The sequence below is a fragment of the Flavobacterium sp. 270 genome, assembly GCF_004368785.1.
Taxonomy (GTDB): domain Bacteria; phylum Bacteroidota; class Bacteroidia; order Flavobacteriales; family Flavobacteriaceae; genus Flavobacterium.
Genome location: NZ_SODM01000002.1, coordinates 316,715 through 340,796, shown reverse-complemented (window position 1 = coordinate 340,796; position 24,082 = coordinate 316,715). Strand labels below are relative to the sequence as shown.

At 32.5% G+C, this 24,082-nt stretch carries 26 protein-coding genes; 13 read left to right on the top strand and 13 right to left on the bottom strand.

The annotated features are described in order from the left end of the window. Window positions 1-56 precede the first annotated feature (56 nt). The 6 genes from EV144_RS08820 to EV144_RS08795 all read left to right on the top strand — a co-directional run bounded on the left by EV144_RS08820 (window position 57) and on the right by EV144_RS08795 (window position 5,253). Window positions 57-1,445: a dipeptidase gene (locus tag EV144_RS08820; RefSeq protein WP_134148087.1), complete on the top strand. Its 1,389-nt coding sequence runs from the start codon at window positions 57-59 to the stop codon at window positions 1,443-1,445. Window positions 1,446-1,630: 185 nt separating this feature from the next. Then, a complete protein-coding gene (locus EV144_RS08815; protein ID WP_134148085.1) occupies window positions 1,631-2,374 on the top strand; it encodes an energy transducer TonB in 744 nt (247 codons plus the stop codon). A 332-nt stretch (window positions 2,375-2,706) separates the two neighbouring features. Next, entirely contained in the window at window positions 2,707-3,129 is a 423-nt protein-coding gene (locus EV144_RS08810) for a hypothetical protein (RefSeq protein ID WP_134148083.1), read from the top strand. A gap of 78 nt (window positions 3,130-3,207) precedes the next feature. Then, on the top strand, window positions 3,208-3,579 hold the full coding sequence (locus EV144_RS08805) for a BlaI/MecI/CopY family transcriptional regulator (protein ID WP_134148081.1): 372 nt from the start codon (window positions 3,208-3,210) through the stop codon (window positions 3,577-3,579). Further along, window positions 3,576-4,781, top strand: a complete 1,206-nt coding sequence (locus tag EV144_RS08800) for a M56 family metallopeptidase (RefSeq protein ID WP_134148079.1) — start codon at window positions 3,576-3,578, stop codon at window positions 4,779-4,781. Before EV144_RS08805 ends, EV144_RS08800 begins: the two co-directional genes overlap by 4 nt. A gap of 43 nt (window positions 4,782-4,824) precedes the next feature. Beyond that, window positions 4,825-5,253: an energy transducer TonB gene (locus EV144_RS08795; protein ID WP_134148078.1), complete on the top strand. Its 429-nt coding sequence runs from the start codon at window positions 4,825-4,827 to the stop codon at window positions 5,251-5,253. Between the two features lie 83 nt (window positions 5,254-5,336). Here the strand turns inward: EV144_RS08795 and EV144_RS08790 are convergent, their stop codons facing one another. After that, complete coding sequence (locus tag EV144_RS08790; RefSeq protein WP_134148076.1) at window positions 5,337-6,701, bottom strand: saccharopine dehydrogenase family protein; 1,365 nt, start codon at window positions 6,699-6,701, stop codon at window positions 5,337-5,339. Window positions 6,702-6,889: 188 nt separating this feature from the next. Here EV144_RS08790 and EV144_RS08785 point away from each other — a divergent pair, with 188 nt between their 5' ends. The 3 genes from EV144_RS08785 to EV144_RS08770 all read left to right on the top strand — a co-directional run bounded on the left by EV144_RS08785 (window position 6,890) and on the right by EV144_RS08770 (window position 10,749). Then, window positions 6,890-7,276: a DUF423 domain-containing protein gene (locus EV144_RS08785; RefSeq protein ID WP_134148075.1), complete on the top strand. Its 387-nt coding sequence runs from the start codon at window positions 6,890-6,892 to the stop codon at window positions 7,274-7,276. Window positions 7,277-7,478: 202 nt separating this feature from the next. Next, on the top strand, window positions 7,479-9,083 hold the full coding sequence (gene pckA, locus EV144_RS08780) for a phosphoenolpyruvate carboxykinase (ATP) (protein ID WP_134148073.1): 1,605 nt from the start codon (window positions 7,479-7,481) through the stop codon (window positions 9,081-9,083). Between the two features lie 565 nt (window positions 9,084-9,648). After that, on the top strand, window positions 9,649-10,749 hold the full coding sequence (locus EV144_RS08770; RefSeq protein ID WP_134148071.1) for a DUF4407 domain-containing protein: 1,101 nt from the start codon (window positions 9,649-9,651) through the stop codon (window positions 10,747-10,749). Between the two features lie 159 nt (window positions 10,750-10,908). On the opposite strand, the gene EV144_RS08765 is transcribed toward EV144_RS08770, so the two are convergent. The 9 genes from EV144_RS08765 to EV144_RS08725 form a co-directional block, all read right to left on the bottom strand. Next, window positions 10,909-11,619 (bottom strand): PH domain-containing protein, encoded by a 711-nt coding sequence (locus EV144_RS08765; RefSeq protein WP_134148069.1) that lies wholly within the window; start codon window positions 11,617-11,619, stop codon window positions 10,909-10,911. Window positions 11,620-11,728: 109 nt separating this feature from the next. Then, a complete protein-coding gene (locus tag EV144_RS08760) occupies window positions 11,729-12,097 on the bottom strand; it encodes an MmcQ/YjbR family DNA-binding protein (RefSeq protein WP_134148067.1) in 369 nt (122 codons plus the stop codon). 7 nt (window positions 12,098-12,104) lie between these two features. Further along, entirely contained in the window at window positions 12,105-13,166 is a 1,062-nt protein-coding gene (locus tag EV144_RS08755; RefSeq protein WP_134148065.1) for a DUF4421 family protein, read from the bottom strand. A 41-nt stretch (window positions 13,167-13,207) separates the two neighbouring features. Next, entirely contained in the window at window positions 13,208-13,570 is a 363-nt protein-coding gene (locus EV144_RS08750; protein ID WP_134148063.1) for a DUF4260 domain-containing protein, read from the bottom strand. Continuing rightward, a complete protein-coding gene (locus tag EV144_RS08745; RefSeq protein ID WP_134148061.1) occupies window positions 13,567-13,968 on the bottom strand; it encodes a GNAT family N-acetyltransferase in 402 nt (133 codons plus the stop codon). The genes EV144_RS08750 and EV144_RS08745 overlap by 4 nt, the downstream gene beginning before the upstream one ends. A gap of 59 nt (window positions 13,969-14,027) precedes the next feature. Further along, window positions 14,028-14,810, bottom strand: coding sequence for a cyclase family protein (locus tag EV144_RS08740; protein ID WP_134148059.1), 783 nt, complete (start codon window positions 14,808-14,810; stop codon window positions 14,028-14,030). Between the two features lie 82 nt (window positions 14,811-14,892). After that, window positions 14,893-16,026, bottom strand: a complete 1,134-nt coding sequence (gene hemW, locus EV144_RS08735) for a radical SAM family heme chaperone HemW (protein ID WP_134148057.1) — start codon at window positions 16,024-16,026, stop codon at window positions 14,893-14,895. Window positions 16,027-16,132: 106 nt separating this feature from the next. After that, window positions 16,133-16,687, bottom strand: a complete 555-nt coding sequence (gene ruvC, locus EV144_RS08730; protein ID WP_134148055.1) for a crossover junction endodeoxyribonuclease RuvC — start codon at window positions 16,685-16,687, stop codon at window positions 16,133-16,135. A gap of 6 nt (window positions 16,688-16,693) precedes the next feature. Next, window positions 16,694-18,370 carry a WG repeat-containing protein gene (locus EV144_RS08725; RefSeq protein WP_208326843.1) on the bottom strand — a complete coding sequence of 559 codons (1,677 nt, stop codon included), beginning with the start codon at window positions 18,368-18,370 and terminating at the stop codon, window positions 16,694-16,696. 208 nt (window positions 18,371-18,578) lie between these two features. Here EV144_RS08725 and EV144_RS08720 point away from each other — a divergent pair, with 208 nt between their 5' ends. Both EV144_RS08720 and EV144_RS08715 read left to right on the top strand, forming a co-directional pair. Beyond that, on the top strand, window positions 18,579-19,523 hold the full coding sequence (locus tag EV144_RS08720) for a lysylphosphatidylglycerol synthase domain-containing protein (RefSeq protein WP_134148051.1): 945 nt from the start codon (window positions 18,579-18,581) through the stop codon (window positions 19,521-19,523). Next, complete coding sequence (locus EV144_RS08715; RefSeq protein WP_134148049.1) at window positions 19,520-20,623, top strand: glycosyltransferase family 2 protein; 1,104 nt, start codon at window positions 19,520-19,522, stop codon at window positions 20,621-20,623. The genes EV144_RS08720 and EV144_RS08715 overlap by 4 nt, the downstream gene beginning before the upstream one ends. A gap of 87 nt (window positions 20,624-20,710) precedes the next feature. Here the strand turns inward: EV144_RS08715 and EV144_RS08710 are convergent, their stop codons facing one another. Then, the gene (locus EV144_RS08710) at window positions 20,711-21,196 is read right to left on the bottom strand and encodes a hypothetical protein (protein ID WP_134148047.1); all 486 of its coding nucleotides are present in this window, start codon (window positions 21,194-21,196) and stop codon (window positions 20,711-20,713) included. A gap of 48 nt (window positions 21,197-21,244) precedes the next feature. Then, window positions 21,245-21,628 (bottom strand): hypothetical protein, encoded by a 384-nt coding sequence (locus EV144_RS08705; protein WP_134148045.1) that lies wholly within the window; start codon window positions 21,626-21,628, stop codon window positions 21,245-21,247. A 49-nt stretch (window positions 21,629-21,677) separates the two neighbouring features. Between EV144_RS08705 and EV144_RS08700 the strand changes: the two genes are divergently transcribed. Both EV144_RS08700 and EV144_RS08695 read left to right on the top strand, forming a co-directional pair. Then, entirely contained in the window at window positions 21,678-22,178 is a 501-nt protein-coding gene (locus EV144_RS08700; protein ID WP_134148043.1) for a DUF456 domain-containing protein, read from the top strand. Between the two features lie 280 nt (window positions 22,179-22,458). Next, window positions 22,459-23,061, top strand: a complete 603-nt coding sequence (locus EV144_RS08695; protein ID WP_134148041.1) for a DUF937 domain-containing protein — start codon at window positions 22,459-22,461, stop codon at window positions 23,059-23,061. Between the two features lie 65 nt (window positions 23,062-23,126). Here EV144_RS08695 and EV144_RS08690 read toward each other — a convergent pair whose 3' ends face one another. Beyond that, window positions 23,127-24,035 (bottom strand): pseudouridine synthase, encoded by a 909-nt coding sequence (locus EV144_RS08690; protein WP_134148039.1) that lies wholly within the window; start codon window positions 24,033-24,035, stop codon window positions 23,127-23,129. Window positions 24,036-24,082: the final 47 nt, after the last annotated feature.

Below are 24,082 nucleotides of genomic sequence, written 5' to 3'. Positions count from 1 at the left end.
AAAAAAAATATTCATTTTCTATTTCGTACATTTGACTTTCTATAAAAATTATTTAAATGGAAAACATTAAAGCATACGTTCAACAACATAAAGATCGCTTTATCAATGAGTTGATCGAATTATTAAAAATTCCGTCGGTAAGTGCCGACACCGCATACTCGCAAGATGTTATCGATACTGCCGAAGCTGTTAAAGAAAGTTTATCAAAAGCAGGCTGTGATTTAGTCGAAATTTGCGATACTCCAGGTTACCCAATCATTTACGGAGAGAAAATAATCGACTCAAATCTTCCAACGGTTTTAGTTTACGGACACTATGATGTGCAACCGCCAGATCCATTAGAATTATGGACTTCGCCGCCATTTGAACCGGTTATCAAAAAAACAGACATTCACCCAGACGGAGCAATCTTTGCACGTGGAGCGTGTGATGACAAAGGTCAGATGTACATGCACGTAAAAGCATTAGAATATATGGTGCAAACGAACAATTTGCCTTGCAACGTAAAATTCATGATCGAAGGGGAAGAAGAAGTTGGTTCAGCAAGTTTGGCTTGGTTTGTAGAACGCAATCAGGAAAAACTGAAAAACGACGTAATCCTTATTTCAGATACTGGAATGATTTCCAACCAACAACCGTCTATCACGACTGGTTTAAGAGGTTTGAGTTATGTTGAGGTAGAAGTTACGGGACCAAACCGTGATTTACATTCAGGATTATATGGCGGAGCAGTAGCAAACCCAATTAATGTTTTGGCAAAAATGATCGCTTCGCTTCACGACGAAGACAATCATATTACGATTCCGGGATTCTACGATAAAGTTCAGGAATTATCTGCAGAAGAAAGAGCCGAAATGGCAAAAGCGCCTTTCAGTTTAGAAAAATATAAAAAAGCTTTAGACCTAAACGATGTTTACGGTGAAAAAGGATATGTAACCAACGAACGTAATTCAATTCGTCCGACATTAGACGTCAACGGAATTTGGGGTGGTTATCAAGGTGAAGGAGCAAAAACAGTTATTGCGAGCAAAGCTTTCGCTAAAATTTCAATGCGTTTAGTGCCGAATCAGGATTGGCATGAAATTACAGAATTGTTTACCAAACATTTCACTAGCATTGCGCCATCTGGAGTTACGGTAAAAGTAACACCGCACCACGGTGGACAAGGTTATGTTACGCCAATTGACAGCATTGGATATCAGGCAGCAAATAAAGCGTATACAGAAACTTTTGGAGTTCCGGCAATTCCTGTTCGTTCTGGAGGAAGTATCCCGATTGTAGCTTTATTCGAAAAAGAACTAAAAAGCAAAACAATCTTAATGGGATTTGGTTTGGACAGCGACGCTATTCACTCGCCAAATGAGCATTTTGGAATTTTTAATTACTTAAAAGGTATTGAGACAATTCCTTTGTTTTATAAATATTTTGTAGAGCTTTCGAAGTAATTTTAGAATTTAGATGTCAGATTTTAGATTTTAAATCTTTGTCAAAGTTTTAAACTTTGACAAAGATAAATACGATAGAAATCCGTTCAGCAATGAGCGGATTTTTTTATTGAAAAATAAAAATATTTGTATTGTTTTATTTGTTAAAATTGCAGTTACTATGTATAACCAAAAAACAACCAATCGTGAAAATTCAAAAAAAGCTTTTACCTATTCTATCTTTAATTATTCTCTTTATTGTTGCAGAAACTAAAGCTCAAGCACAACAAGTTGCAAGTACAAAAAAGGATTTTCTGATTATGTCTGAATTGGATGAAAAACCAGATTTTCCGGGTGGAATCTATGAATTTTATAAATTCATAGGAGCCAATTATAAAACACCAGAAGTTCAAGGGTTATCGGGTAAAATCTATGTTACTTTTATAATCGAAAAAGACGGATCCTTAGCAGATATTAGAGTTTTAAGAGACATTGGTTACGGTACGGGAACTGAAGCAATTCGAGTACTTCAAAATTCTCCAAAGTGGATTCCCGGAAAATATAAAGGAGAAGCGGTTCGGGCTTTATACTCTTTGCCCATTAAGATTGAGGCAACTGGAGGTTTTGGAGAAAAAATATATTCTGTTGCAGAAGTTTTTGAAAAACCAACTTATCCGGGAGGTTTGCAAAATTTTTACATAGATCTTTCGAAACAGTTTAAAAGTCCTGAAAAAGCAGGGCTGAAAGGACAGCTTATTATTGGTTTTATAATCGAAAAAGATGGTTCTGTAAGTCAAACGTCGATTTTAAAAGATCTCGGTTACGGTACAGGCGAAGAAGCCATTCGATGTATAAAATTAACTAAAAAATGGATTCCGGGTAAACTTAAAGATGGAACAGCAGTAAACACTGCATATAGTTTGCCCATTACAATTCAATCACCTAATTAATTATCTAAAGCCTAAAAATCCGTTTAGCAATGAGCGGATTTTTTTTGGAATTTGGAATTTGAACTTTTGGAATTTGAATTAAATTTTGGGCGTTACCTCCGGCCGGGCTATCCGCTATATCTTTTTATTTTTAAAGGAAAAATAAAAAGGATATCGCTTCTATCCCTAACGCTTTCTAAGTTCGTAAGTTTCTAAGAGACTAAGTCTATCTGTTTTAAAATAAACTTAGAACCTCATAATCTTCGTGACTTAGAATCTTTTCTAAGAAAAAACTTGCGCATTTGAAATTTAACTCTACATTTGTAGAATAAAATCTATAAATGTAGAGCATAATGAATCCGAAAATCCTTTTCACAATATTGATTTTTTCTTTCTTTGGTTGTAAAACTGCTTCTGTAAACCAGAAAATCGATCATAAAAAAGAAGGAAAATGGGTCGATGTTTATGTCCAGGATAGTGTAGAATATAAATCTATTGAATATTATAAAAATGATCAGCCTGTTAAAAAATGGAAAACCTTTATTAATGGTAAAATCTACAAAACAGAAAAATACAAAAACGGAATTTGCATCGTTAAAAATTATTTCGAAAATGGAAAAATAGAATCTAAAGGAAATACTAAATTAGAAGTTAATGACTCAATATCTCATTGGTTCTATTTTGGAAATTGGAAATTCTACTCTGATAAAGGAAAACTAACAGAGTTAAAAAAATACAAAAACGGAGAATTAATCTCTGAACAGAAAATAGAGTAAAGAAAATAGAATTAAGAACTAGGGCAAAGTAAAAAACTTAGAACCTTAGCATCTCAGAACCTTAGAACCTTAAAAAAAATGCAATTATCAAACTCAGAAGAACAATTAATGGAACATCTTTGGAAGCTTGAAAAAGCTTTTATGAAAGATTTGCTTGAAGCGTATCCAGAACCAAAACCCGCAACAACAACCGTGGCAACACTTCTAAAACGAATGATTGATAAAAAATTTGTTGCTTATAATGAATTCGGAAATTCTCGTGAATATTATCCGCTGGTAAAGAAAACCGATTATTTTTCGAAACATGTAAAAGGACTAATCAGCAATTTTTTTAATAATTCGGCATCGCAATTTGCTTCGTTTTTTACTACCGAAACCAATTTATCGACTTCAGAATTAGAAGAACTCAAAAAAATAATTGATTCGCAAATTCAAAAAAAGAAAAAATGATAAACTATCTTTTAAAATCAGGAATACTGCTTTTGGTTTTTTACGCAGTATATAAGTTGTGGCTGGAAAACGAAAAAATGTTTCGTTTTAATCGTGCTTATCTGTTGCTGAGTTTGGTTTTTAGTCTAACAATTCCATTACAATTTGTCTCTTTTGAATCTTCCATTTCAAATAAAATAGAATATGTTCAATTAGATGATTTGGTGATTCAGAAAAGCAATCAAAGTCTAACTGCATTTATTGAAAATCTAAATTTGAGTAATGTTATTTTGAGGCTTTATTTTTTTGTCGTTTTTATATTGATATTACGTTTTGCCATAAACTTATATGCTTTTTATAAAAACGCAAAAACAAATGAAGTACGATTTATTAGTGGTGAAAAAGTGATTTTACTGCAGGAATCAATATTGCCTCATTCGTTTTGGAATGCCATTTTTATTAATAAAGTCGAATTTGAAAACAATAAAATTCCATCTGAATTAATTGCGCACGAAAAAGCACATTTAAAACAAAAACACAGTCTGGATATTTTATTTGTAGAATTTCTTCAAATTGTATTTTGGTTTAATCCGTTGTTGATTTTTTACAAAAAGGCTATAAAACTAAATCACGAATTTCTGGCAGATCAAGCTGTAAACAATCAATTTAATGCTGTTTCTCATTATCAAAATCTATTGCTTGATATTGCTTCAAACAAGACAAATGTTGCTTTGGCAAGTAATATTAATTATTTAATAACTAAAAAACGTTTCGTTATGATGACCAAAAAAGAATCTCCTGTTACAGCTGTTGTAAAAGTATTTTGTGTTGCCGTTATTTCTGGTTTGTTGTTGTTTGTGTTTAGTGCCAAGACTATTGCGCAGCAAAATAAGCAGCAGCAAAAAAGTGTAATAAATAATAATGATCCGATAGAAAAACAGCCCGAATTTCCTGGAGGCATGACTGAGTTTTACAAATTTATTGGAAAGAATTTTAAAGCACCTGCGGATAATAAAACAGCGGGAAAAATTTATCTGGAGTTTATAGTAGAAAAAGATGGTTCTCTGTCTGAGTTTAAGATTTTAAAAGATATTGGACATGGAGTTGCAGATGAAGCTGTTCGTGTTTTAAAACTTTCGCCAAAATGGAATCCAGGCATGGATAAAGGTGTGCCGGTTAGAGTGTTGTATAATCTGCCAATTATGATTCAGCCAGAGAAATAAAAAAGATGTATTTTAGTTACAAATAATTATATAAAATTTAAATATGAAATTAATTTCAAGAATAAATTTCAAGACAATTGTATTCCTTGCTTTACTATGTTTAAGTGCAAAAGGTTTTGCACAAGAAACAGAAAATAGCGCAATTGAAAAGCAAGAAGCAAGCAAATTGGCAGACGTTGAGATAAAACCAGAATTTCCGGGCGGAATGAACGGCTTTTACAAATTTGTAGGCAAAACGTTTAACATGCCCATAGAAGCAAGTAAAAATAAAGTTCAGGGAAAAGTGTATTTACAATTTATAATTGAAAAAGACGGCTCTGTAAATGAGGTCATAATCTTAAAAGATATGGGTTATGGTTTGGGAGATGAAGCAGCGCGCGTTTTGAAACTTTCGCCAAAATGGACTCCCGCTTCAATTAATGGAAAACGGGTAAGGGTTATGTACTCTTTGCCAATAATGATCAGCACGTAATAAAACATAAAAAAATCCGCTTCTAGAAATAGAAGCGGATAAAATTAAAAACTAAAAAAAATTCTCAAAAAAACTAAATCAGATTAAAATAAATCAGGATTGTATCCAAAATAAGGCATGGTCTGCTCATTAAAAATGACGCCATACTCTTCTAATTCTTTCAAAATAGGTTCGTAAACTTCTTTGTTTATAGGAAGCTGAACGCCAGGAGTTGTAATCTTGCCGTTTAAAATTAATAATGCTGCCATAGCAACCGGCAAGCCAACTGTTTTTGCCATTGCAGTATAAATCTGGTCGTCGCCAATACAAACCATTTTAGAGTCAATCTGTTCTTTTTTGCCGTTGAGTTCATATCCGAATTTATGATACATGACAATCATGTCTTTATCGTCGGGTTCTAACGTCCAGCTGTCGGTTAGTATTTTTTCTAAAATCTGAGCAGGCGTTGCGTTTGGTAAATTCACTTTTTTATCTGGGTTAAATAAATCCAGTTCCAGCAATTTATCCCACATAATATCGTCCTGATCAATTTTTAAAATCAAGCGCATTTTTATTTCGGCAGAATCTGTTGGATGATAGGGCAGGAACGAATTTATAAACTGGCGATAACTCATGTTTTCAGAATCTTCCATAACATAACTGTCGTCTGTCATTCCCAATTGTACAAACATATTCCACGCTTTAGAAAAACCAACTCTACGAATTGTTCCTCTATATAAAGTCAGAATATCATCAAGACCGTAAATTGATCTGTATTTTAGCGAATCGCGGTTAGAATAGGCTTCAAATTTTCCGTAACCTTCAACTTCTAGAAATTCTGTTCGTCTAAATAAATTGCAATACGGAATGTATTTGTAAGTGCCTTCCTGAACAAATTTTGCTGCACCGCCTTGTCCGGCCAAAACAACATTTCGTGGCGCCCAGGTAAATTTATAATTCCAAAGATTATTATCCGATTCGGGTGCTACCAAACCACCGCAAAAAGATTCAAAAAGAAGCATATTGCCGCCTTTTGCTCTAATTTCGTCAATAACTTTCATGGCGCTCATGTGGTCAATTCCGGGATCAAGACCAATTTCATTCATAAAAATGAGATTGTTGGATCTCGCTTCCAGATTTAATTCCTGCATGGCATCACTTATATATGAAGCCGTTACCAAATGTTTTTTAAATTGAAGACAGTCTTTTGCAATTTCGATATGCAAATGCGCCGGAAGCATCGAAATTACAATCGAAGCTTTTTCTACGGCAGCTCTTCTTTCATCAGCATTAAAAATATCTAAAGCGATTGGAGTTGCGTTTGGGTGTTTTTGCGTTTTCTTTTCGGCCAAAGCCAAAGATAAATCGGCAACAACAAGATGTAGTTTTTCACTTTCTGATTTTGAAAGCAAATACCGTATTAAAGAAGATGCAGATCTTCCGGCTCCAATTATTAAAACGCTTCTCATATTGTAATTATTTAACACAAATATATTTAAATGTTATAAATATAACAATTAAATATGTAATAAAGTTGAAATATTTTTTTTCAAATTTAACATTAACACTGCTTTTTATATTTAAAAAAGTCAAGAAAGTAAAGCGTTTTTTAGCGTGATTGAAGTATTTTTGTTTAAAAATTGAAAGTATATCTATTATGAAAAGAAGAATCGTTTTAACTGGAGCTTTTATCGGAATGTTGGCTATTATTTTGGGGGCTTTTGGAGCTCACTTATTAAAGAAGTATCTTTCTGTAGATCAATTAAATACTTTTGAAGTTGGTGTTCGCTACCAGATGTATCATGCCTTCTTTTTATTCTTTTTGTCAACCCGAAAAGACATTGCAGAAAAAACACTTAAAACAATCTATAATTTAGTAGTAGCGGGTGTTGTACTTTTTAGCGGATCAATCTATTTATTAGCTACTAAAGATGTTACCGTTTTTGATTCTAAAATTATCGTATTCGCAACTCCTTTAGGAGGTTTTCTATTAATTATAGCTTGGGCGGTATTATTTGTTACAATTTTGAGGAGAAAATCATAAAATCCAGAATAAAAAATTCTATCTGAAAATTAATTTTTAATTTTGTGTCATTAATAACATATAATGTCGCTTCTGTGAATTTTTAATATTTTTTCCGAAAAACAAGAAAGAATATAACAAGTTCATTTTGTGAATTATAGTAATAAACAGAATCAGTTTAAATCTGATTCTTTAATAAAATATCACACACAACTTAAAAATTATGGACACTAACACAGTTTTCGCGCAATCGATTTCGTTGAAAAATTTAGGAATTGAAAATGCAAAAGTTCGGTATCAATTGTCTGCAGATGAATTGCACGCGATTACTTTGCAGTCAGGGCAAGGCGTTGAGAATTCTACAGGGGCACTGGCAATTAATACAGGTGAATTTACTGGTCGTTCTCCGCAAGACCGTTTTATAGTAAAAGACAGTATTACAGAAGATAAAGTTTGGTGGGGAAATGTAAATATCCCGTTTTCGTCTGAAGCTTTTGAGAAATTATATAATAAGGTAACAGCATTTTTATCAGACAAAGAAGTTTTTGTTCGTGATTCTTATGTATGTTCAGATCCAAATTACAGATTAAATGTTCGTGTTGTAACCGAAACTGCATGGTCTAATTTATTCTGTTATAATATGTTTCTTCGTCCCGAAGAATCAGAATTGGCAAACTTTACTCCAGAATGGACGGTAATCTGTGCGCCAAGTTTTATGGCAGATCCTGCTGTAGACGGAACGCGTCAGTCTAATTTTGCAATCCTTGATTTTACTAAAAAAATCGCCCTTATTGGCGGTACTGGTTATACAGGAGAAATGAAAAAAGGAATTTTTTCTGCATTAAATTTCATTTTGCCAGTTTTTGAAAATACATTACCAATGCACTGCAGCGCCAATGTTGGTGAAGCAGGAGATACAGCCATTTTCTTCGGATTGTCTGGAACAGGAAAAACAACTTTATCGGCAGATCCAGATCGTAAATTAATCGGTGACGATGAGCACGGATGGACAAGCGAAAACACTGTTTTTAACTTTGAAGGTGGCTGTTATGCTAAAGTTATTAATTTAACAGAAGAAAACGAACCAGACATTTTTAGAGCAATCAAAAAAGGAGCGCTTTTAGAAAATGTAGTTTTCAAACCGGGAACAAACGAAGTTGATTATGATGATGTTTCGATCACTCAAAATACACGTGTAAGTTACCCAATAACACATATTGATAATATTCAACCAGGTTCTATTGGGCACAATCCAAAAAATATATTCTTTTTAACGGCAGATTCTTTCGGAATTTTGCCTCCAATCTCAAAACTGACTCCAGGTCAGGCTGCGTATCATTTTATCTCTGGATACACGGCAAAAGTTGCAGGAACAGAAGCAGGAGTTACAGAACCACAGCCGAATTTCTCTGCTTGTTTTGGAGCGCCATTTATGCCTTTGCACCCAACGCGTTACGCAGAAATGCTGACTAAAAAAATGAAAGATGCAGACGTAAAAGTTTGGTTAATCAACACTGGATGGACAGGTGGAGCGTATGGAACAGGAAGCCGTATGAAGCTTAAATACACTCGTGCTATGATTACCGCTGCATTAAACGGTGAACTGGACAATGTTGAGTTTAAAAACCACGATGTATTTGGAATTGCAAAACCACAATCTTGTCCGAACGTTCCTAGCGAAATTTTAAATCCTAGAAATACTTGGGAAGACAAAGATTTATACGATAAAAAAGCAATTGAATTGGCACAGAAATTTAAAGCTAATTTCGCCAAATTTGAAGAGTTTGCCAATGCCGAAATCTTGGCTGGCGCACCGATTACAGAATAAGGGCAATTACTAATTCAAACTAAAAAAAGCTGTTCAGTAATGAACAGCTTTTTTGTTTTTATTTGTCACCCTAAACGCGAAGTCAGTTTTCGTTTGTCACCCTGAGCGGAGTCGAAGGGCACTCCAATTGGAACGGGGCTTCGACTCCGCTCAGCCTGACAGTATTGTGTTCAAAGCTAAAAACCTGAAACTTGAAACCTGAGACTTGAAACCTGAAACAAACAAACCTGAAACAAAAAACTTATTTCTTAGCTTCGTCAATACGTTTTTGCAACAAATCCCAAGTATAATAATGAAACGTCATTCCGTTGCTCATGGCTGCGAAAAGTCCGTTTTTGTATTTTGGGCCTAAATTACATTTGTAACATCTTTGATAAACGGAATACCTATGAAGAGGATTAAACAGATTTAAAAATAATAATTTCCATTCCGTGAAAATCCGTTCAATCGGTTAAATCTGTGTTCCAAAACAAACCAGAATGCAAAAACAAATCAACTATTTATGTGAGAATCAAAAATTTGGCGCTAAATTTGCCCTATCAATCACAATCAAAAATCATCAATCATGTTAAAACAATTTTTTATCCTGTGCTCAGGAGCCGACCGCGATCTTCTCGATGGCTGTTCAGAAGGCGAACAAACCAAATATGTGGGTATTGGCGCCACCGTTTTCTTCACCGCAGTTATGGCTTTCCTTGCCAGTGCTTATGCGCTTTTTACTGTTTTTGACTCTATTTATCCGGCTTTGATTTTCGGTTTTGTATGGAGTTTATTAATTTTCAATCTTGACCGTTTTATTGTTTCGACAATTAAAAAAAGAGATCGTTTTATGGATGAATTCCTGCAGGCGACTCCGCGTATTGCATTAGCTATTATTATTGCAATCGTAATTTCGAAACCATTAGAAATAAAAATCTTCGAAAAAGAAATTAATACTGTTTTGTTGAAAGAGAAAAACGAAATGGAATTGGCGAATAAAAAACAAGTTGGTAATTATTTCAAATCTGATTTAGATAAAAACAAAGCCGAAATCGCAGTATTGAAAGCAGATATTCTTAAAAAAGAAAAAGAAGTAAACGCTTTATATTCCACTTACATAACAGAAGCCGAAGGAACGACTGGAACTAAAAAACTGGGAAAAGGTCCGGTTTACAAAGAAAAAAGAGAAAAACACGATGCTTCTCTAAAAGAATTTGAAATTCTGAAAAAAACTAACGAAGCAAAAATTGCTGAAAAAGAAAAAGCAGGAACACAGCTTCAGGCAGATTTAGACAAAAAAGTTTCGCAGACACAACCCATTATTGAAGGTTTTGACGGTTTAATGGCGCGTATCAATGCGCTGAATAAACTTCCATGGTTACCATCATTTTTTATCATGTTGTTGTTTTTGGCAATCGAAACTTCGCCAATTATCGCTAAATTATTAGCTCCAAAAGGAGAATTCGACTTTAAACAAGAAGAAGCCGAAACCGCAATGAAAGCGACTTTGGAACAAAATAAATACCAACGCGAATTATTGAAAAAAACAAGTGCATCGATGCACGACAGGGTTTACGCCGATATTGCCGAAGATAAAAGTCTCTACGATCTGCAACGCAAAAACGCAACGGAATTGTTGGAACTGCAATCGCATAAATTTGTAGAAAAGCAGAAGGCGACGTTGTAAAAGTTCTTAGTTATTAGTCTGAAAGTCCTTAGTTTTTAATATGGGTAAAAGTTTATAGACAAAATAAAAAAGCCAGAAACAGTAAAATTAATATTCTGGCTTTTTTTATTTAAGTTAATAAATCTTAGAGACTAAGAACTTTGAAACTAAGTACTAAAATTACATATAACTCAATATTTCTTTTTTGAATGCATCGTATTCACCTTGCATGATCAAACCGTTATCCAATAACTTTTTGTAATTCTGAAGTTTATCAAAAAGTTCTTCTTTAGACAATTCGCTTAATTTACGATCTCCGGTTGGAGCTGGTGCCTGAGGCTGAATTTGTTCGTAAGTTTCGTAAACAGGCGCAGCAGGTAAAATTTCTGCATAGCTTGTTACTTCTTCGGTTTCAACTTCTTCAATTTCGTCTTCTTCCTCTTCAACTTCTTCAACTTGTACAGTTTCAACTATTGGAGTTGTAGCTGCAACAGGATTTTTTAGAATATCCAATTGTTCTTTAGCATAAGTAAAAATTTTACGAGCCTGAATTTTCGGGATATAATCTATAGAAGTCTGAATGTCAGTTTTTGTAGAAAAAGAAAACTCAGAACCCAAAATGCCTTCCTTTACAAAAGTTCCAACAATTTCGTCCCAAGTATAATCTGTAAAATCCATAGAAAGACCTAAGTTTTTCGGTTTACAGATAATGATTCTTTTATTTGTTAATACAATACTATCTGGAAAAACAGTAATTGCCGGTTTTTTTTGAACAGCGATATATCCAACTTCTTCACCTTTCATAAGTAAATCGTTGAGTTTAGAAGTGATTTTTTCAATCGCTTTTGGATCTTGTTCTTCGTTTAAAAACTTTTTAAATTGTTCTTTCATTTTTTATAAAGTTGCTAAGTTTCTAAGCTGTAAACCAGCTAAGTTTTTTTACTGACGTTGCAAATGTAATGCCTAATTTTCTAATTGCTCCGCCTGTTCGGTAAAAATTTTACCTGGGGTCAGTAATTTCATTCTGAATTTTCTTTGTCAAACTTTTGAAAACCAATTCATACGAATGATCTATCAATTCCTTGACCATTTTAAGAGGTAGATTTCCGTTTAGAGCAATCGTATTCCAATGCACTTTACTCATATGATAGCCTGGTTTTATCTCGTCATATTCCGCTCTTAATTCCTCTGCTCGGTCGGGATCACATTTTAAATTGGCCGAAGCTTCGTTCTTTTCCCATTGTGATAAAGACGATAAAGCAAACATTTTGCCGCCTACTTTAAAAACCAGCGTATCTTCATCAAAAGGAAAATGTTCTGTAACTCCTTTTTTTGAAAGACAATATTCGTAAAATGTTTCTAAGTTCATAATCACTTTATAGTTTTAATTTTTCTTCGGTTTTTTCTATTGGTTTTGCAATAAATTTTGGTGCATCAAAACGATATCCAAAATACAGTAATCCAAATACTTTATCATTCTCAGTGCGACTTTTGCTGTCTTCATTGTACCAGTTTACATTAAAATTAAATCCCGCGCCAAAAAGAATATTATTCGAATTGTAACCCGCTTTAATACCGCCTTCTAAAAATCTTGTAAAAAAAGTATTTTTATCAATAGTTCTTACATTGTCATCAATTGCGTTATCTCTAGAAAAACGAATGCCTATTGATGGTGTAAAATTGGGCGCAATATAGAATTTTTCGCTGATGATAAAATTATAAAAATAACTCAGACCCAATCTAAAATTAAAGTTATCTTCTTTAGAATTTAACCCTTCCTGATCAAAAGAAAAGCGATTGTATTCGTACGAAAATGTCGGGATAAAACTGCCGGCGCTATGTTTCTGCCATTCTGTAAAAGAAGAAATACTTTTTAAAGAAAACTTAGGATTAAACACATAAGAAGTTGACATTCCGAAAGTTTCATCTTTTAAATTCGGAAATTGCAGATAAGGATCTTTTCCTTCTTGCCAGTCCGGGACAAAATCAGCCATATTTTCGACATAATAACCGCGGACTTTACTATAATTAAAGTTTTGAAGCCATTTGCCTAAAAATAAACGAAAGTTATAATCTGAAAAAGACGATTTTCCCTTTAAATCATTGTCATTATTTGCACCAAAAATCTTAGGAACAAAGCCGTAACTAAAACCAATAAATTTATAATCAACCGTAAAAAACAATTTATAATCGTTGTTGGGAATTAATTTTAGATTGACACTTTCTTTTGATTTTAAAAAATAAGTATCGGTCTGTGTGCTTAAATTGGCACGAACCATTATTTTATCCGGATAATAAATAAAATTAACGGTATCTTTTTTACTTAAGCTTTGGGCAGATAGATGTTGAAATTGAATTAAAACAAAAAGTACTAATAAGAACGATTTTAAAAAACCTAAATAATTAATTGCGATATTAAAAAAGGCTAGTGTTCTCATTTTCTGTTTTTTGAAAGATGTGTATTACAAATATATCATTTCTAATCCACTTTATTTTTGCCAATTTTACCCAAATGCGTGTACTCAAAACTAGTTTCATATTTTAGTCCGTAACCAAAGAAGCGGTCCATTGCTGCGTGAGAAAATAAGATAATTCCAATTAGTTGCAACACTTCGTTATTGAGATAAATTCCTAAGAGATAAAGCAAAACCGCAATTCCTCTATGATGAAATAAATTATAAGAGAATGCGCCAGCTTTAGCATTAAAAGCATAACCAATCATAGAGAAATCCGGTGCCAGAATCCAGACCAAAAACCAATACCATTGATAATGTAAAAGGCTGAATAAATAAATGCCCAGGATAAATAATCCTAATTCTTCGAGTTTGATAACTGTTTTCATTTGATAATTTTTTCCATCATTTTTTCGGGATGCGCCAATACTCTAAAACCAAATTTTTCATATAAAAAATGAGCATCAGTAGTTGCTAAACGCCAGATTTTTACTTCCTGTAACTCAGAATCATTCATCATATTTTCTATTAATAAAGAAGAATAGCCTTTTCCACGAAATTCTTCCGAAATAAAAACATCCATTAAATAAGCAAAAACCACATAATCGGTTATAACGCGCGCAAAACCAATTTGTTTGCCGTCAAGGTAAATTCCAAAACAAACCGAAGCATCGATTGTTCTTTGCACTTCTTCAATAGTTCTTCCGGCCGCCCAATAAATGTCTTTCAAAAAATTTTGAATAAATGGAACGTCGAGTTTGTTTTTATCTTTTGATATTGTAATCATATTAATTGTAGGTTTAAGATTTTAGAATTCAGATTTTTTGCTTCCGTAGAATCTAAAATCTACAATCTAAAATCTGAAATGGTATATAAAATAGGTTTGCTCGGACTCGCATCATTTTCAAACGAAGCGATTTGAAGATTTAGAATATAATCTCCGTCTTCAATTTCATCTGGAACATAAATCATTTCTGTTATTGTTGCATTTAATCGTGCGTCCGAATTTAAATGAAGCGCATCTTTTACATTCCAAAATGCTTTATGCGCTAATAATTTTCCTTCGTCATGTTCTTTATCAACGCTTGGCAGATCAATCAATAAATGCTGAATTTCGCTTTCGCGGATAAAAACTGCAGCATCTTCAGCCAAATAAGGCGGATTTGTATTCGAATATTTTCTAGATTTTTTATCCTTTTGATTTGGAAGCGTTCTGATAATCAAAGCTTCAATTGTCATGCTGAGCGGAGTCGAAGCACTCAACGCATGCAAAACCTGCTCTTTAGTAATAACAAAATCTTCCTCAATTTTCTCAGGTTCAATCGTAATCAATTTTGCAAAAAAGAAAAACTGTTTAAGCGATTGATTAATACTATAAAAATCATTTGTAATATGTCCCAAACATTCCGTGTGAGTTCCATGTCCATGCGGATTAAAGAAAATATTATTGAAATTAGTCGAAGATTTTCCTTCAGAAACTTTCCCGATCCAATCTCCAAAAACTACAGGTTCAATGCTGGGTTTTTCAATGTACCACGCAATCGGATTTTCGTCTGTATTCGTTAATGGAATTGAGATATCAATAGGTTTTGATAGATCGATTTCGAAGTTGTTGATTTTTGCTAACACAAATTTGGTTTTTATGCCGCAAAGACGCTAAGTCACAAAGTTTAAAATAATTTGCGCCTTTGTGCCTTCGTGGCTATTTTTTTTACTCTTCCAAATTTAGAAAAAATAAATCTGAAGCAATTCCATCCGTGAGGAATTTTCCTTTTAAAGTTGGTTTCAGGATATTATTTTCGATTGAAAGTAAATCGTCATTTAAGAATTTCTGACTTTGTTTTTTCAAATAATCTAAATATTCAGAACCGAATTCTTTTTCAATTCTTTCCAGAGAAACGCCCCAAATCGTTCGCAATCCCGTCATAATATATTCGTTATAACGATCAGAAATAGTCAAAATTTCAGTCTCGATTGGCAGTTTATTTTCCTGAATCGATTTTATATAAAGTGAATTATTCGCGACATTCCAACCTCGTTTTACGCCGTCATAACTGTGTGCCGAAGGCCCAATTCCGATATATTTTTTGCCGAGCCAATACGCCGAATTATTTTTTGAAAAGTAATTCTCTTTCCCAAAATTCGATAATTCGTAATGAATAAAACCGTTTTTCTGAAGTGTTTCAACCAAAATCATAAAGTGATTAGAAGCCACTTCATCCTGAGGTTCAGCAATTTTTCCGGTTTGAATTAATTTGCTCAAAGCTGTTTTAGGTTCAACCGTAAGAGCGTAACTTGAAATATGCGGAATCCCAAAACTCAGTGCCGTTTCAATATTTTGTTTCCACATTTCGTCACTCATTCCCGGAATTCCGTAAATTAAATCGAGCGAAATATTATCAAAATACTTAGTAGCTTCCGCTAAACAATTTTTAGCTTCCGCCGAATTATGAGCGCGGTTCATCATTTTTAAATCTTCTTCAAAAAACGACTGAATTCCGATACTTAACCTATTTATCGGACTGTTGGATAATTCTAAAATTCGTGCAGCAGATAAATCATCAGGATTAGCTTCGAGTGTAATTTCCGGATTTTCAGCAACTTTATAATTCGCATAAACTGTATCAATTAAAAGCTGTATTTCAGAATTTTCTAAAACAGAAGGAGTGCCACCACCGAAATAAATCGTTTCAATTACATTATCAATTTCATTTTTTCGCATAACAATTTCTTTAGCCAAAGCCAAAACCATTTCGTCTTTCTTCTTTATCGAAGTCGAAAAATGAAAATCGCAATAGTTACAAGCCTGCTTGCAAAATGGTATGTGAATGTAGATTCCGCTCATTTTTTTTAATTAGAGAATGTGAAAATTAGATAATTAGATAATTCATGCGGTTGTCAATAAATAATCTAATTTTCAAATTGACACATTGACACATTAATTTTTCAACTCATTTTCGAATCTTATCTTCATTCTGTTTTACAAAAGCGTCCCAGCCAGAATAGCTTTTTCCTGCCACGATTTTTCCTGAATTGAAATGATGACAAACTGCTGCCGCCAAGCCATCAGTTGAATCCAGATTTTTAGGAAGTTCTTTTAAACCTAAAAGCTGTTGAAGCATTTTAGCAACCTGTTCTTTGCTGGCGTTTCCGTTTCCGGTAATCGCCATTTTTATCTTTTTTGGTTCATATTCCGTAATAGGAATATCTCTCGAAAGTCCCGCCGCCATTGCAACACCTTGCGCACGACCAAGCTTTAACATCGATTGTACGTTTTTACCAAAGAAAGGCGCTTCAATCGCAATTTCGTCTGGATGATGTGTTTCGATTAATTCTATGGTTCTTTCGAAGATTATTTTCAGTTTTTGGTAATGATTGTCGTATTTGGAAAGCTGCAATTCATTCAATTGCAAAAATTCCATTTTTTTATTGGTGACTTTTATCAATCCAAAACCCATAATTGTTGTTCCAGGGTCAATGCCTAATATGATGCGTTCTTTTGTCAATTTTTCTTAATTATAGTGCGAGAATTTATCTTCCACTTCGCTCTTTGAAATGTTGGATTTAATTATCTCATTTTTATTGTTTATGATTGAATATTTCCCATCTTTTGAAACGTAAAATTCTGTTTGCTCCTTTTTAGAAAATATGGTTGGTTCAATATAGATTTTTTCATAAGTAAAAGGAATTACTTCTTTGTTTTGAATTGTAACGACGCCATATTTTCCATTTTTTGAAAGAATAATTATTTTATCATTCTCATAGAAAAGAGTATCATAAATTGGCGGAATAACTGATTTACCTTCATTCGTAATTAAGCCATGTTTGTTGTTTTTTTCTACAAAATGATAATTTGAACCAGGGCCATATTCAACCCAATTTGATATTTCATCATATTCGAAAGGAATAATTATTCTTCCAGTTCTATATATAACTCCATATTTACCATTTTTCTTTGCTATAAATTTATTTTTTCGATCATAAAAGCAAGGAGATAAATATTGATAATTAAAATCTAAAATAGTTTTGAAATCTTTATTTAAAATTCCAAAGTTATTATTCTTGTTTACAATATAGAAGTCAGGCTCTCTAGGATTCGTTTCGATTGATATATTGTTGATTGGATAAGTAATTTTGTTGTTAGAATCAATAAGTCCAAATTTTCCCTTATACTTTACAATAGCATTTTGTTGACTCCTAAAATCCTGAAATTCATCGTATATAACAGGAATTATTAGTTCTCCTTTTGTATTTATTCCCCCATATTTTCCATTCAGATCCTGAATATGGTAAATTTTTTCAATCTTATTATTTATACGAGCGTGATCAAATGAAAAGTCTTTTATTCGATCAAATATTTTCTTTCCATTTTTATCTAACAAAGTCAGATAGTTACTTTTTCTGGCTGCAAAAATTTCAGATTCATGATAATCTTCTTGCGGATGTTCAATAATATTGTAATCTGGTTTTACTACTTCTTTTCCAAATTCGTCAATGATTCCATATTTGAGATTTTTAGAAACGATAGCAATTCTGTTTTCGTTGTATCTTTCTCCTGTTTCATATTTACCAAAAGGAATTATTTCTTTTAAATTTTTATCCAAATAGGCAATTTGTTTGTTTTTTTGAACTAGGATTAAGCCATTTTTCCAAAAAGTACTACCGCTTTCTCCTTTTATATCTATATCCGTTAAAGCAATTTTGTCATAAATAAAGTCGGTCTTTTGTTTTCCAAAAGAATCAAAAAAAGCCCATTTTTCCTTTTTATTCAAAGTAACTAAACTGTCAAAGAAACTCACTTGTGCATTTTCATAAATTATAGGAATTATTTCTTTCCCTTTTTTATTTATAAAACCATAAAGACTTCCTTTTTTTACAAGTGCTAATCCTGTTTTTCTAAAATAAGTTTCGTTTTCAAACTGGAGCGGAATTACGATTTTTCCTTTTCTATTAATAAACCCAAATTTTCCTTTCTTTTTGACACAAGACAGTTCTTCAGAAAAAACAGTTAAATCATCATATTCAAACGGAACAATTATATTCTCATGAATATCAATATAACCATATTTGTTGTCTTTATTTGCAAAAATCATCCCTTTTTCATCAATAGGGTTTAGAAATTTATATTTTCCTAGTGGAATAAGAACTTTTCCTTTTTCATCATTATATCCCCACGAATTTTCTCCCATGATTCTAACATACATTTTAGGAGAATTATTCTCAATTCTCTTGCATGCAAATACAAGAAATAAAAGAAAGTATAATATGATGCGTTCTTTTGTCAAGAGAGTTTTTGTTTCAAGTTTAAGGTTTCAAGTTATTCTGAACCTCGAATAATCATTGTCTAATTTACTAATTGCCACATTTTCTCATTCTCAAATTGTTTACTTTTGCGGCATGATTTCAATTCCTCACAAAGCTAAACAATTCCTTGTTCTTCTAGTCAAACTTTTGGTTGTTGGCGGCGCATTTTATTTTATTTACGATCAGCTGGCAAACAATAACAAACTAGACTGGCAGAAATTCATTGCTTTATTCCGGAAAAATCAATCTGTTGTAGGAATTGCTTTTATTTTGCTTTTGAGTGTTTTAAATCGCTATTTCGAAATTCTAAAATGGCAGAATCTTGTTAAAGTAATTCGTCAAATTTCTGTAGGAGAAGCAACAAAACAAGTTTTAGCGGCATTAACAGCAGGAATATTTACACCAAACGGAGTAGGAGAGTACGCAGGAAAAGCATTGTATTACCCGAAAACAGAAGCTAAAAAAGTGGTTTTTCTAAACTTAATCTGCAACGGGATCCAGATGATTCTAACGGTAATATACGGCGTTTTCGGTTTATTATATTTCAATGCAAAATTTAATGTAATTACGACGCAAACCGTAGCTGTTTTGTTTGGCGGCTTTATAATAATTTTGATCGTTTTGTTTTCTATCAAAAAGATCAAAATCAAAGGATATTCAATAGAAAAACTGCTTCATAAAATTAACGAAATTCCGAAGTCTATTCATCAAAAAAATATCCTTTTAGGAATCTGCCGTTACATCGTTTTTTCGCATCAATATTACTTTTTGTTTTTGGCATTTGATGTTGATCTGCCCTATTTAACTTTAATGGCAACCGTTACATCGGTTTATTTTTTAGCATCCTCATTGCCTACATTTCAGTTCTTAGATTTTGCAGTAAAAGGAAGTGTCGCCATTTATTTCTTCGGAAAATTAGGTGTAAACGAATGGATTGTTGTTTTTATTACGACTTTAATGTGGTTTTTAAATGTTGTTCTCCCTGTAATTTTAGGAAGTTATTATGTGCTGAATTTTAAAACAAAAACTACAGAATGAGTTTTGTTTTATTTGCCATATTAAGTATTTATGCCATTACAATTGGTCTGCTTATTTATGGTTTTTTCAAAATAAAAAAACATCAAAGAACAAATTTAAAGCCTCAAACCAGTTTTACAATTATAGTGCCTTTTCGAAATGAAGCCGAAAATTTACCAAATTTATTAGCAAGTATTTCAAAACTAAATTATCCAAATGATTTGTTCGAAGTTATTTTGGTTGATGATGAGTCAGATGAAAATTTTCAGGTTTCAGGTTTCAGGTTTGAAGTTTCAATAATAGATAATATTCGAGTATCAAATTCTCCAAAAAAAGATGCCATTACAACTGCAATGCAGCATGTAAAAACGGATTGGGTTATTACAACTGATGCAGATTGTATTGTACTGGAAAATTGGCTTTTAGCTTTTGATAATTATATTCAGGAGAATCAAGTTTCTATGCTTGCTGGTGCAGTTACTTACGATTGCAAAAATTCGTTTCTGCATTATTTTCAGCAATTGGATCTTACGAGTCTGCAAGGCGCAACAATCGGAAGTTTTGGTCTTCAAAAAGCATTTATGTGCAACGGTGCAAATTTTGCCTACAAAAAGTCATTGTTCCAAAAACTGAATGGTTTTGACGGAAATGACAAAATTGCAAGCGGAGATGATGTGTTTTTACTCCAAAAAGTTGCAAATTTATACCCAAACGAAGTTCATTATCTAAAATCAGATGAAGCTATTGTATTGACCAAACCAACAGAAGATTGGAAATCATTGTTTTACCAGCGCGTTCGTTGGGCAGCCAAAACAAGTTCTTATCAAAGTATGTTCGGGAAAATTTTAGGTCTGATTGTTTTCTTCGGAAATCTAAGTTTCGCGATCGGATTTATCGGATTGATTTTAAAAATCTGGCTTTGGGAGTTTTTCGTTTTGTTTGCTTTTTTAAAATTTGCAATAGACTTTAGATTGCTTTACATCACAAATCAATTTTTAACCAAAACAAGAATGAAGAGCGTACTTTTAAGCAGTCTTTTATATCCTTTTTTTAGTTCTGCAGTAGCATTTTACAGCTTGTTTGGAAGTTATAAGTGGAAGAATAGAACGTTTTCAAAATAAAGTTTTTAAACCATATAAGTTATATAAGCTTATTTTGAAGGATTCACTTTAACTAAAATGTACTTATATAACTTATATGGTAATAAATTATTTGTCTTTTTTAGCTTTTAAAATAACAGGAAGAATAAATTGTGTTTTTACCGGAACACCGCGTTTAATTGCTGGATTTACTTTCGGAAAATCGACTAAGCGCGCGCGTAAAATACTATCAATTTTTGTAGTATCGTAAGCAGTGGAATCTTTGCGAAACTGCGGTTCAAATTTAAGAGCAGCATTAGGATAAACTGTCACTTTTACCTCAATCGTATCAAGTTCTGGGTACATAATTGACAAAGTATCAATATTGAGTTTTTCCTGAATCAGCGTCGACATAACCTCAAAAAAACATTGCTGACGAAGTTTTTTATCCGTAATTTTTTCGCAGTCTGCTACAGTTGGATATTCATCAACCTCTTTCCAATTGATAGATTTTAATTCTTTTTGAAGTAAATCTTTTTCAGACGGAACCTTCTTCTCAAAATATTGACAAGAATTAAAAAGCAAAAGAATCAAAAAGAAAGGAATATACTTCAAGAGTGTGATTTTGGATTAGATAAATTAAAGAGTGGTATAAAAATACGATTATTTTTTCTGAGAAGCTTTGTATTCCAGATAATCTTCATAACTTTCAGATAGCCATTTTTCTTTATTCTGAGCAGCTATAGTTTTTTGATCCGGATACAATTTTGCCAATCGGTCTGAAAAAGTTGCAATCTGAACAGTATAATTATAAAATTCGGTTTTAGTTAAAATAATATTTCGGTCATTTTTGCGATTAAAATATTCAAAGAAAAGAGCATCAAAATCCTTCATAGAAAAGTTTAATATTTTTTTCTTGTTGCTTTTATAGATGCTGTCTTGAAGTATTTTATCGTCTAGCGAAAGTTTTTTATTTTGTGCACATACAATATTGTTGATCGGGAAGATCAAAATAATGAAAATGAACAATCTTAAAAGTCTTAGCATGATTGGTTTAATGTAAAGTTTGTAAGTGCAAAATTACAAAAAAAAATATATGGATTCACTATTATTACTTCTAGGTTTTGTTTGTATGATTGTAGGTGTTTTTGGTAGTTTCTTACCAGTGTTGCCGGGTTTGTCAAGCTGTTGGGTTGGCCTCTTACTTTTATATCTCACAAAATCGGTAGAGAATAATTATTGGGTTTTAGTAATTACACTTATTATAACTATAATAATTACCATATTAGATTATGTGATTCCTGCAAAAGGCACCAAAAAATTTGGGGGAAGTTCTTACGGAGTTTGGGGAACCAATATTGGGTTAATCGTTGGTATTTTGGCACCAATACCTTTTGGAGTTATTATTGGGCCATTTCTAGGAGCGCTTATAGGAGAATTATTGTATGATTCTCAAAATCATAAACGCGCTTTAAAAGCAGCAACAGGATCACTATTAGGATTTTTGGCATCAAGTTTTATAAACTTTCTTTTCTGCATTATTTATCTTGGTATGTTTCTGAATATTGTCTGGCAAAATCGTGCATTTTTATTTTAAATGTTAAAATTACCCTTAAGCATTTTCTTATCTTTTTTTAATTTAAAAAAAACTCTTAATTTTTTTTATTCCTTATTTTTGATTCTTTTGATAACGAAAGCGTTATGTTTATTGAGATTCTTATTTTTTTAAGATAAAGTCCTGCAAATCCTTAAAGTAAATTTTTAACTAATTTTTTGGAAATGTTAATTTATTTTATATTTTTATCCTGATAAACGATGAAAAGCCTCACTTTGTCGATTATTTTGAACTGATTTAAATAATTTAATAAGTTAATCGTATGACCCCAAACCTACAAATTGAACTTAGACGTTTTATTTCTTCTAACGTTGTCTCCAAATTAAACAAGTTTTATTTCGAAAATGATGCACTATTAATAAAAGGAATAGATGTTTCGATTGGTACAGTTTTAATGGGCTTATATAATAAAGCCGAAGAAACTGGTTTTTACAAAGAATTAGTTAACCAAATTCAAGACGATTCAACCTTTTATCAGGAAGTCGATTTTACTTCAGGCCGAATTTTATCTGTAGACGATTGTTACCGCATAGAAGGGAACACTTTATTAAAAGAAATTTTTTCAAACAAAAAAGGCAGAATCTCCGAAATGATTTCAAACGAAGTCGGAATCAAAAGTGAAACAGCCAGAGAAATCCTAAACTTCTCAGCCTTATTAGTTGTTTCGTACCTTAAAAACAATACCCCATTATTAAAAAGTTTAAAACTTCTTTTAGAAGACCAAAAACGAGATGTTTTAAACAGTATCCCTCCTGGAATCAAAATCATGTTAGGTTTTACTTGTTATGAAACCGTTGAAGATAAAAACCAAACAATGGGAAGATCAATTTTTACTTTATTCGGACATAACTTTTTCAGTTTCTAAATAAAAAAATCCCATTTTACAAAAGTAAAACAGGATTTATATTTCTCAATCAATTTGGGTTATGCTTATGCGTTTTTCAAATTGATTACCTCTTGATCTGTCAAAAAGCGCCAATTACCTCTAGGTAAATTCTTTTTAGTTAAACCGGCAAATGCAACACGATCAATGCGTAAAACATCATACTCAAAGTGTTCGAAAATTGCACGAACTACTTTTACATTGGAAGAACGTAATTTTAGGCCAACCTCACTTTTCGCTTCTTTCTCAATATAGCTTATTTCCTCAACAAAAACGCGGTGTCCGTCTAGAACCAACCCTTTGCTAATTTTTTCTAAATCCTCAAATTTTAGGTTTTTATCCAAAGAAACCTGATAAATTTTAGAAGATTTCTGATTCGGTAATGTAAATTTACGAATCATATCTGTATCGTTTGTAAACAATAATAAACCAGTTGTGTTTTTGTCCATTCTGCCAATAGGACCAATTTTTGCTGTAGTAGAACCACGAACCAACTCCAAAACATTACGATATTCCTGACCTTCGTCAAGAGCTGTAGTAAAGTTTTTAGGTTTATTCAGCAAAATATATTCTTTCTTTTCAGGAGTCAAAACAACACCATCAAAGTTAACAACATCATTTAATTTTACTAAATAACCCATTTCAGTAACCGGAACGCCATTTACTTTAACATTTCCAGACTGAATGTATATATCTGCATCACGACGAGAGCACACTCCAGAATTTGAAATGTATTTGTTCAGACGAATTTCATCTGAAGCCTTTTGTCTCTTTGGAGCCTGATTTTGTTTCTTAATTTTTTGTTCAGCAGCTTCTTGTGCCGCTTTAACTTCAGGCTTCACTTTCTTCGGCCCTTGAGCACGTTTAGCCATCGCAGGTTTTGGCTTGTTAGAGTTTGATCTAGAGCTATTTGGTCTAGAACCACCTCTTTTATTATTGCCTTCCTTATTGTTCATAAATTCTGTAATTTGTGCAAAGATAGTTTATTCTTGCCAAATATTCC

What these genes read in the sequence shown, in the direction of transcription:
- EV144_RS08820 (WP_134148087.1), top strand. Translation starts at nt 57, where the DNA reads ATGGAAAACATTAAAGCATACGTTCAACAACATAAAGATCGCTTTATC.
- EV144_RS08810 (WP_134148083.1), top strand. Translation starts at nt 2,707, where the DNA reads ATGAATCCGAAAATCCTTTTCACAATATTGATTTTTTCTTTCTTTGGT.
- EV144_RS08805 (WP_134148081.1), top strand. Translation starts at nt 3,208, where the DNA reads ATGCAATTATCAAACTCAGAAGAACAATTAATGGAACATCTTTGGAAG.
- EV144_RS08800 (WP_134148079.1), top strand. Translation starts at nt 3,576, where the DNA reads ATGATAAACTATCTTTTAAAATCAGGAATACTGCTTTTGGTTTTTTAC.
- EV144_RS08795 (WP_134148078.1), top strand. Translation starts at nt 4,825, where the DNA reads ATGAAATTAATTTCAAGAATAAATTTCAAGACAATTGTATTCCTTGCT.
- EV144_RS08790 (WP_134148076.1), bottom strand. Translation starts at nt 6,701, where the DNA reads ATGAGAAGCGTTTTAATAATTGGAGCCGGAAGATCTGCATCTTCTTTA.
- EV144_RS08785 (WP_134148075.1), top strand. Translation starts at nt 6,890, where the DNA reads ATGAAAAGAAGAATCGTTTTAACTGGAGCTTTTATCGGAATGTTGGCT.
- pckA (WP_134148073.1), top strand. Translation starts at nt 7,479, where the DNA reads ATGGACACTAACACAGTTTTCGCGCAATCGATTTCGTTGAAAAATTTA.
- EV144_RS08770 (WP_134148071.1), top strand. Translation starts at nt 9,649, where the DNA reads ATGTTAAAACAATTTTTTATCCTGTGCTCAGGAGCCGACCGCGATCTT.
- EV144_RS08765 (WP_134148069.1), bottom strand. Translation starts at nt 11,619, where the DNA reads ATGAAAGAACAATTTAAAAAGTTTTTAAACGAAGAACAAGATCCAAAA.
- EV144_RS08760 (WP_134148067.1), bottom strand. Translation starts at nt 12,097, where the DNA reads ATGAACTTAGAAACATTTTACGAATATTGTCTTTCAAAAAAAGGAGTT.
- EV144_RS08755 (WP_134148065.1), bottom strand. Translation starts at nt 13,166, where the DNA reads ATGAGAACACTAGCCTTTTTTAATATCGCAATTAATTATTTAGGTTTT.
- EV144_RS08750 (WP_134148063.1), bottom strand. Translation starts at nt 13,570, where the DNA reads ATGAAAACAGTTATCAAACTCGAAGAATTAGGATTATTTATCCTGGGC.
- EV144_RS08745 (WP_134148061.1), bottom strand. Translation starts at nt 13,968, where the DNA reads ATGATTACAATATCAAAAGATAAAAACAAACTCGACGTTCCATTTATT.
- hemW (WP_134148057.1), bottom strand. Translation starts at nt 16,026, where the DNA reads ATGAGCGGAATCTACATTCACATACCATTTTGCAAGCAGGCTTGTAAC.
- EV144_RS08725 (WP_208326843.1), bottom strand. Translation starts at nt 18,370, where the DNA reads ATGGGAGAAAATTCGTGGGGATATAATGATGAAAAAGGAAAAGTTCTT.
- EV144_RS08720 (WP_134148051.1), top strand. Translation starts at nt 18,579, where the DNA reads ATGATTTCAATTCCTCACAAAGCTAAACAATTCCTTGTTCTTCTAGTC.
- EV144_RS08715 (WP_134148049.1), top strand. Translation starts at nt 19,520, where the DNA reads ATGAGTTTTGTTTTATTTGCCATATTAAGTATTTATGCCATTACAATT.
- EV144_RS08705 (WP_134148045.1), bottom strand. Translation starts at nt 21,628, where the DNA reads ATGCTAAGACTTTTAAGATTGTTCATTTTCATTATTTTGATCTTCCCG.
- EV144_RS08700 (WP_134148043.1), top strand. Translation starts at nt 21,678, where the DNA reads ATGGATTCACTATTATTACTTCTAGGTTTTGTTTGTATGATTGTAGGT.
- EV144_RS08695 (WP_134148041.1), top strand. Translation starts at nt 22,459, where the DNA reads ATGACCCCAAACCTACAAATTGAACTTAGACGTTTTATTTCTTCTAAC.
- EV144_RS08690 (WP_134148039.1), bottom strand. Translation starts at nt 24,035, where the DNA reads ATGAACAATAAGGAAGGCAATAATAAAAGAGGTGGTTCTAGACCAAAT.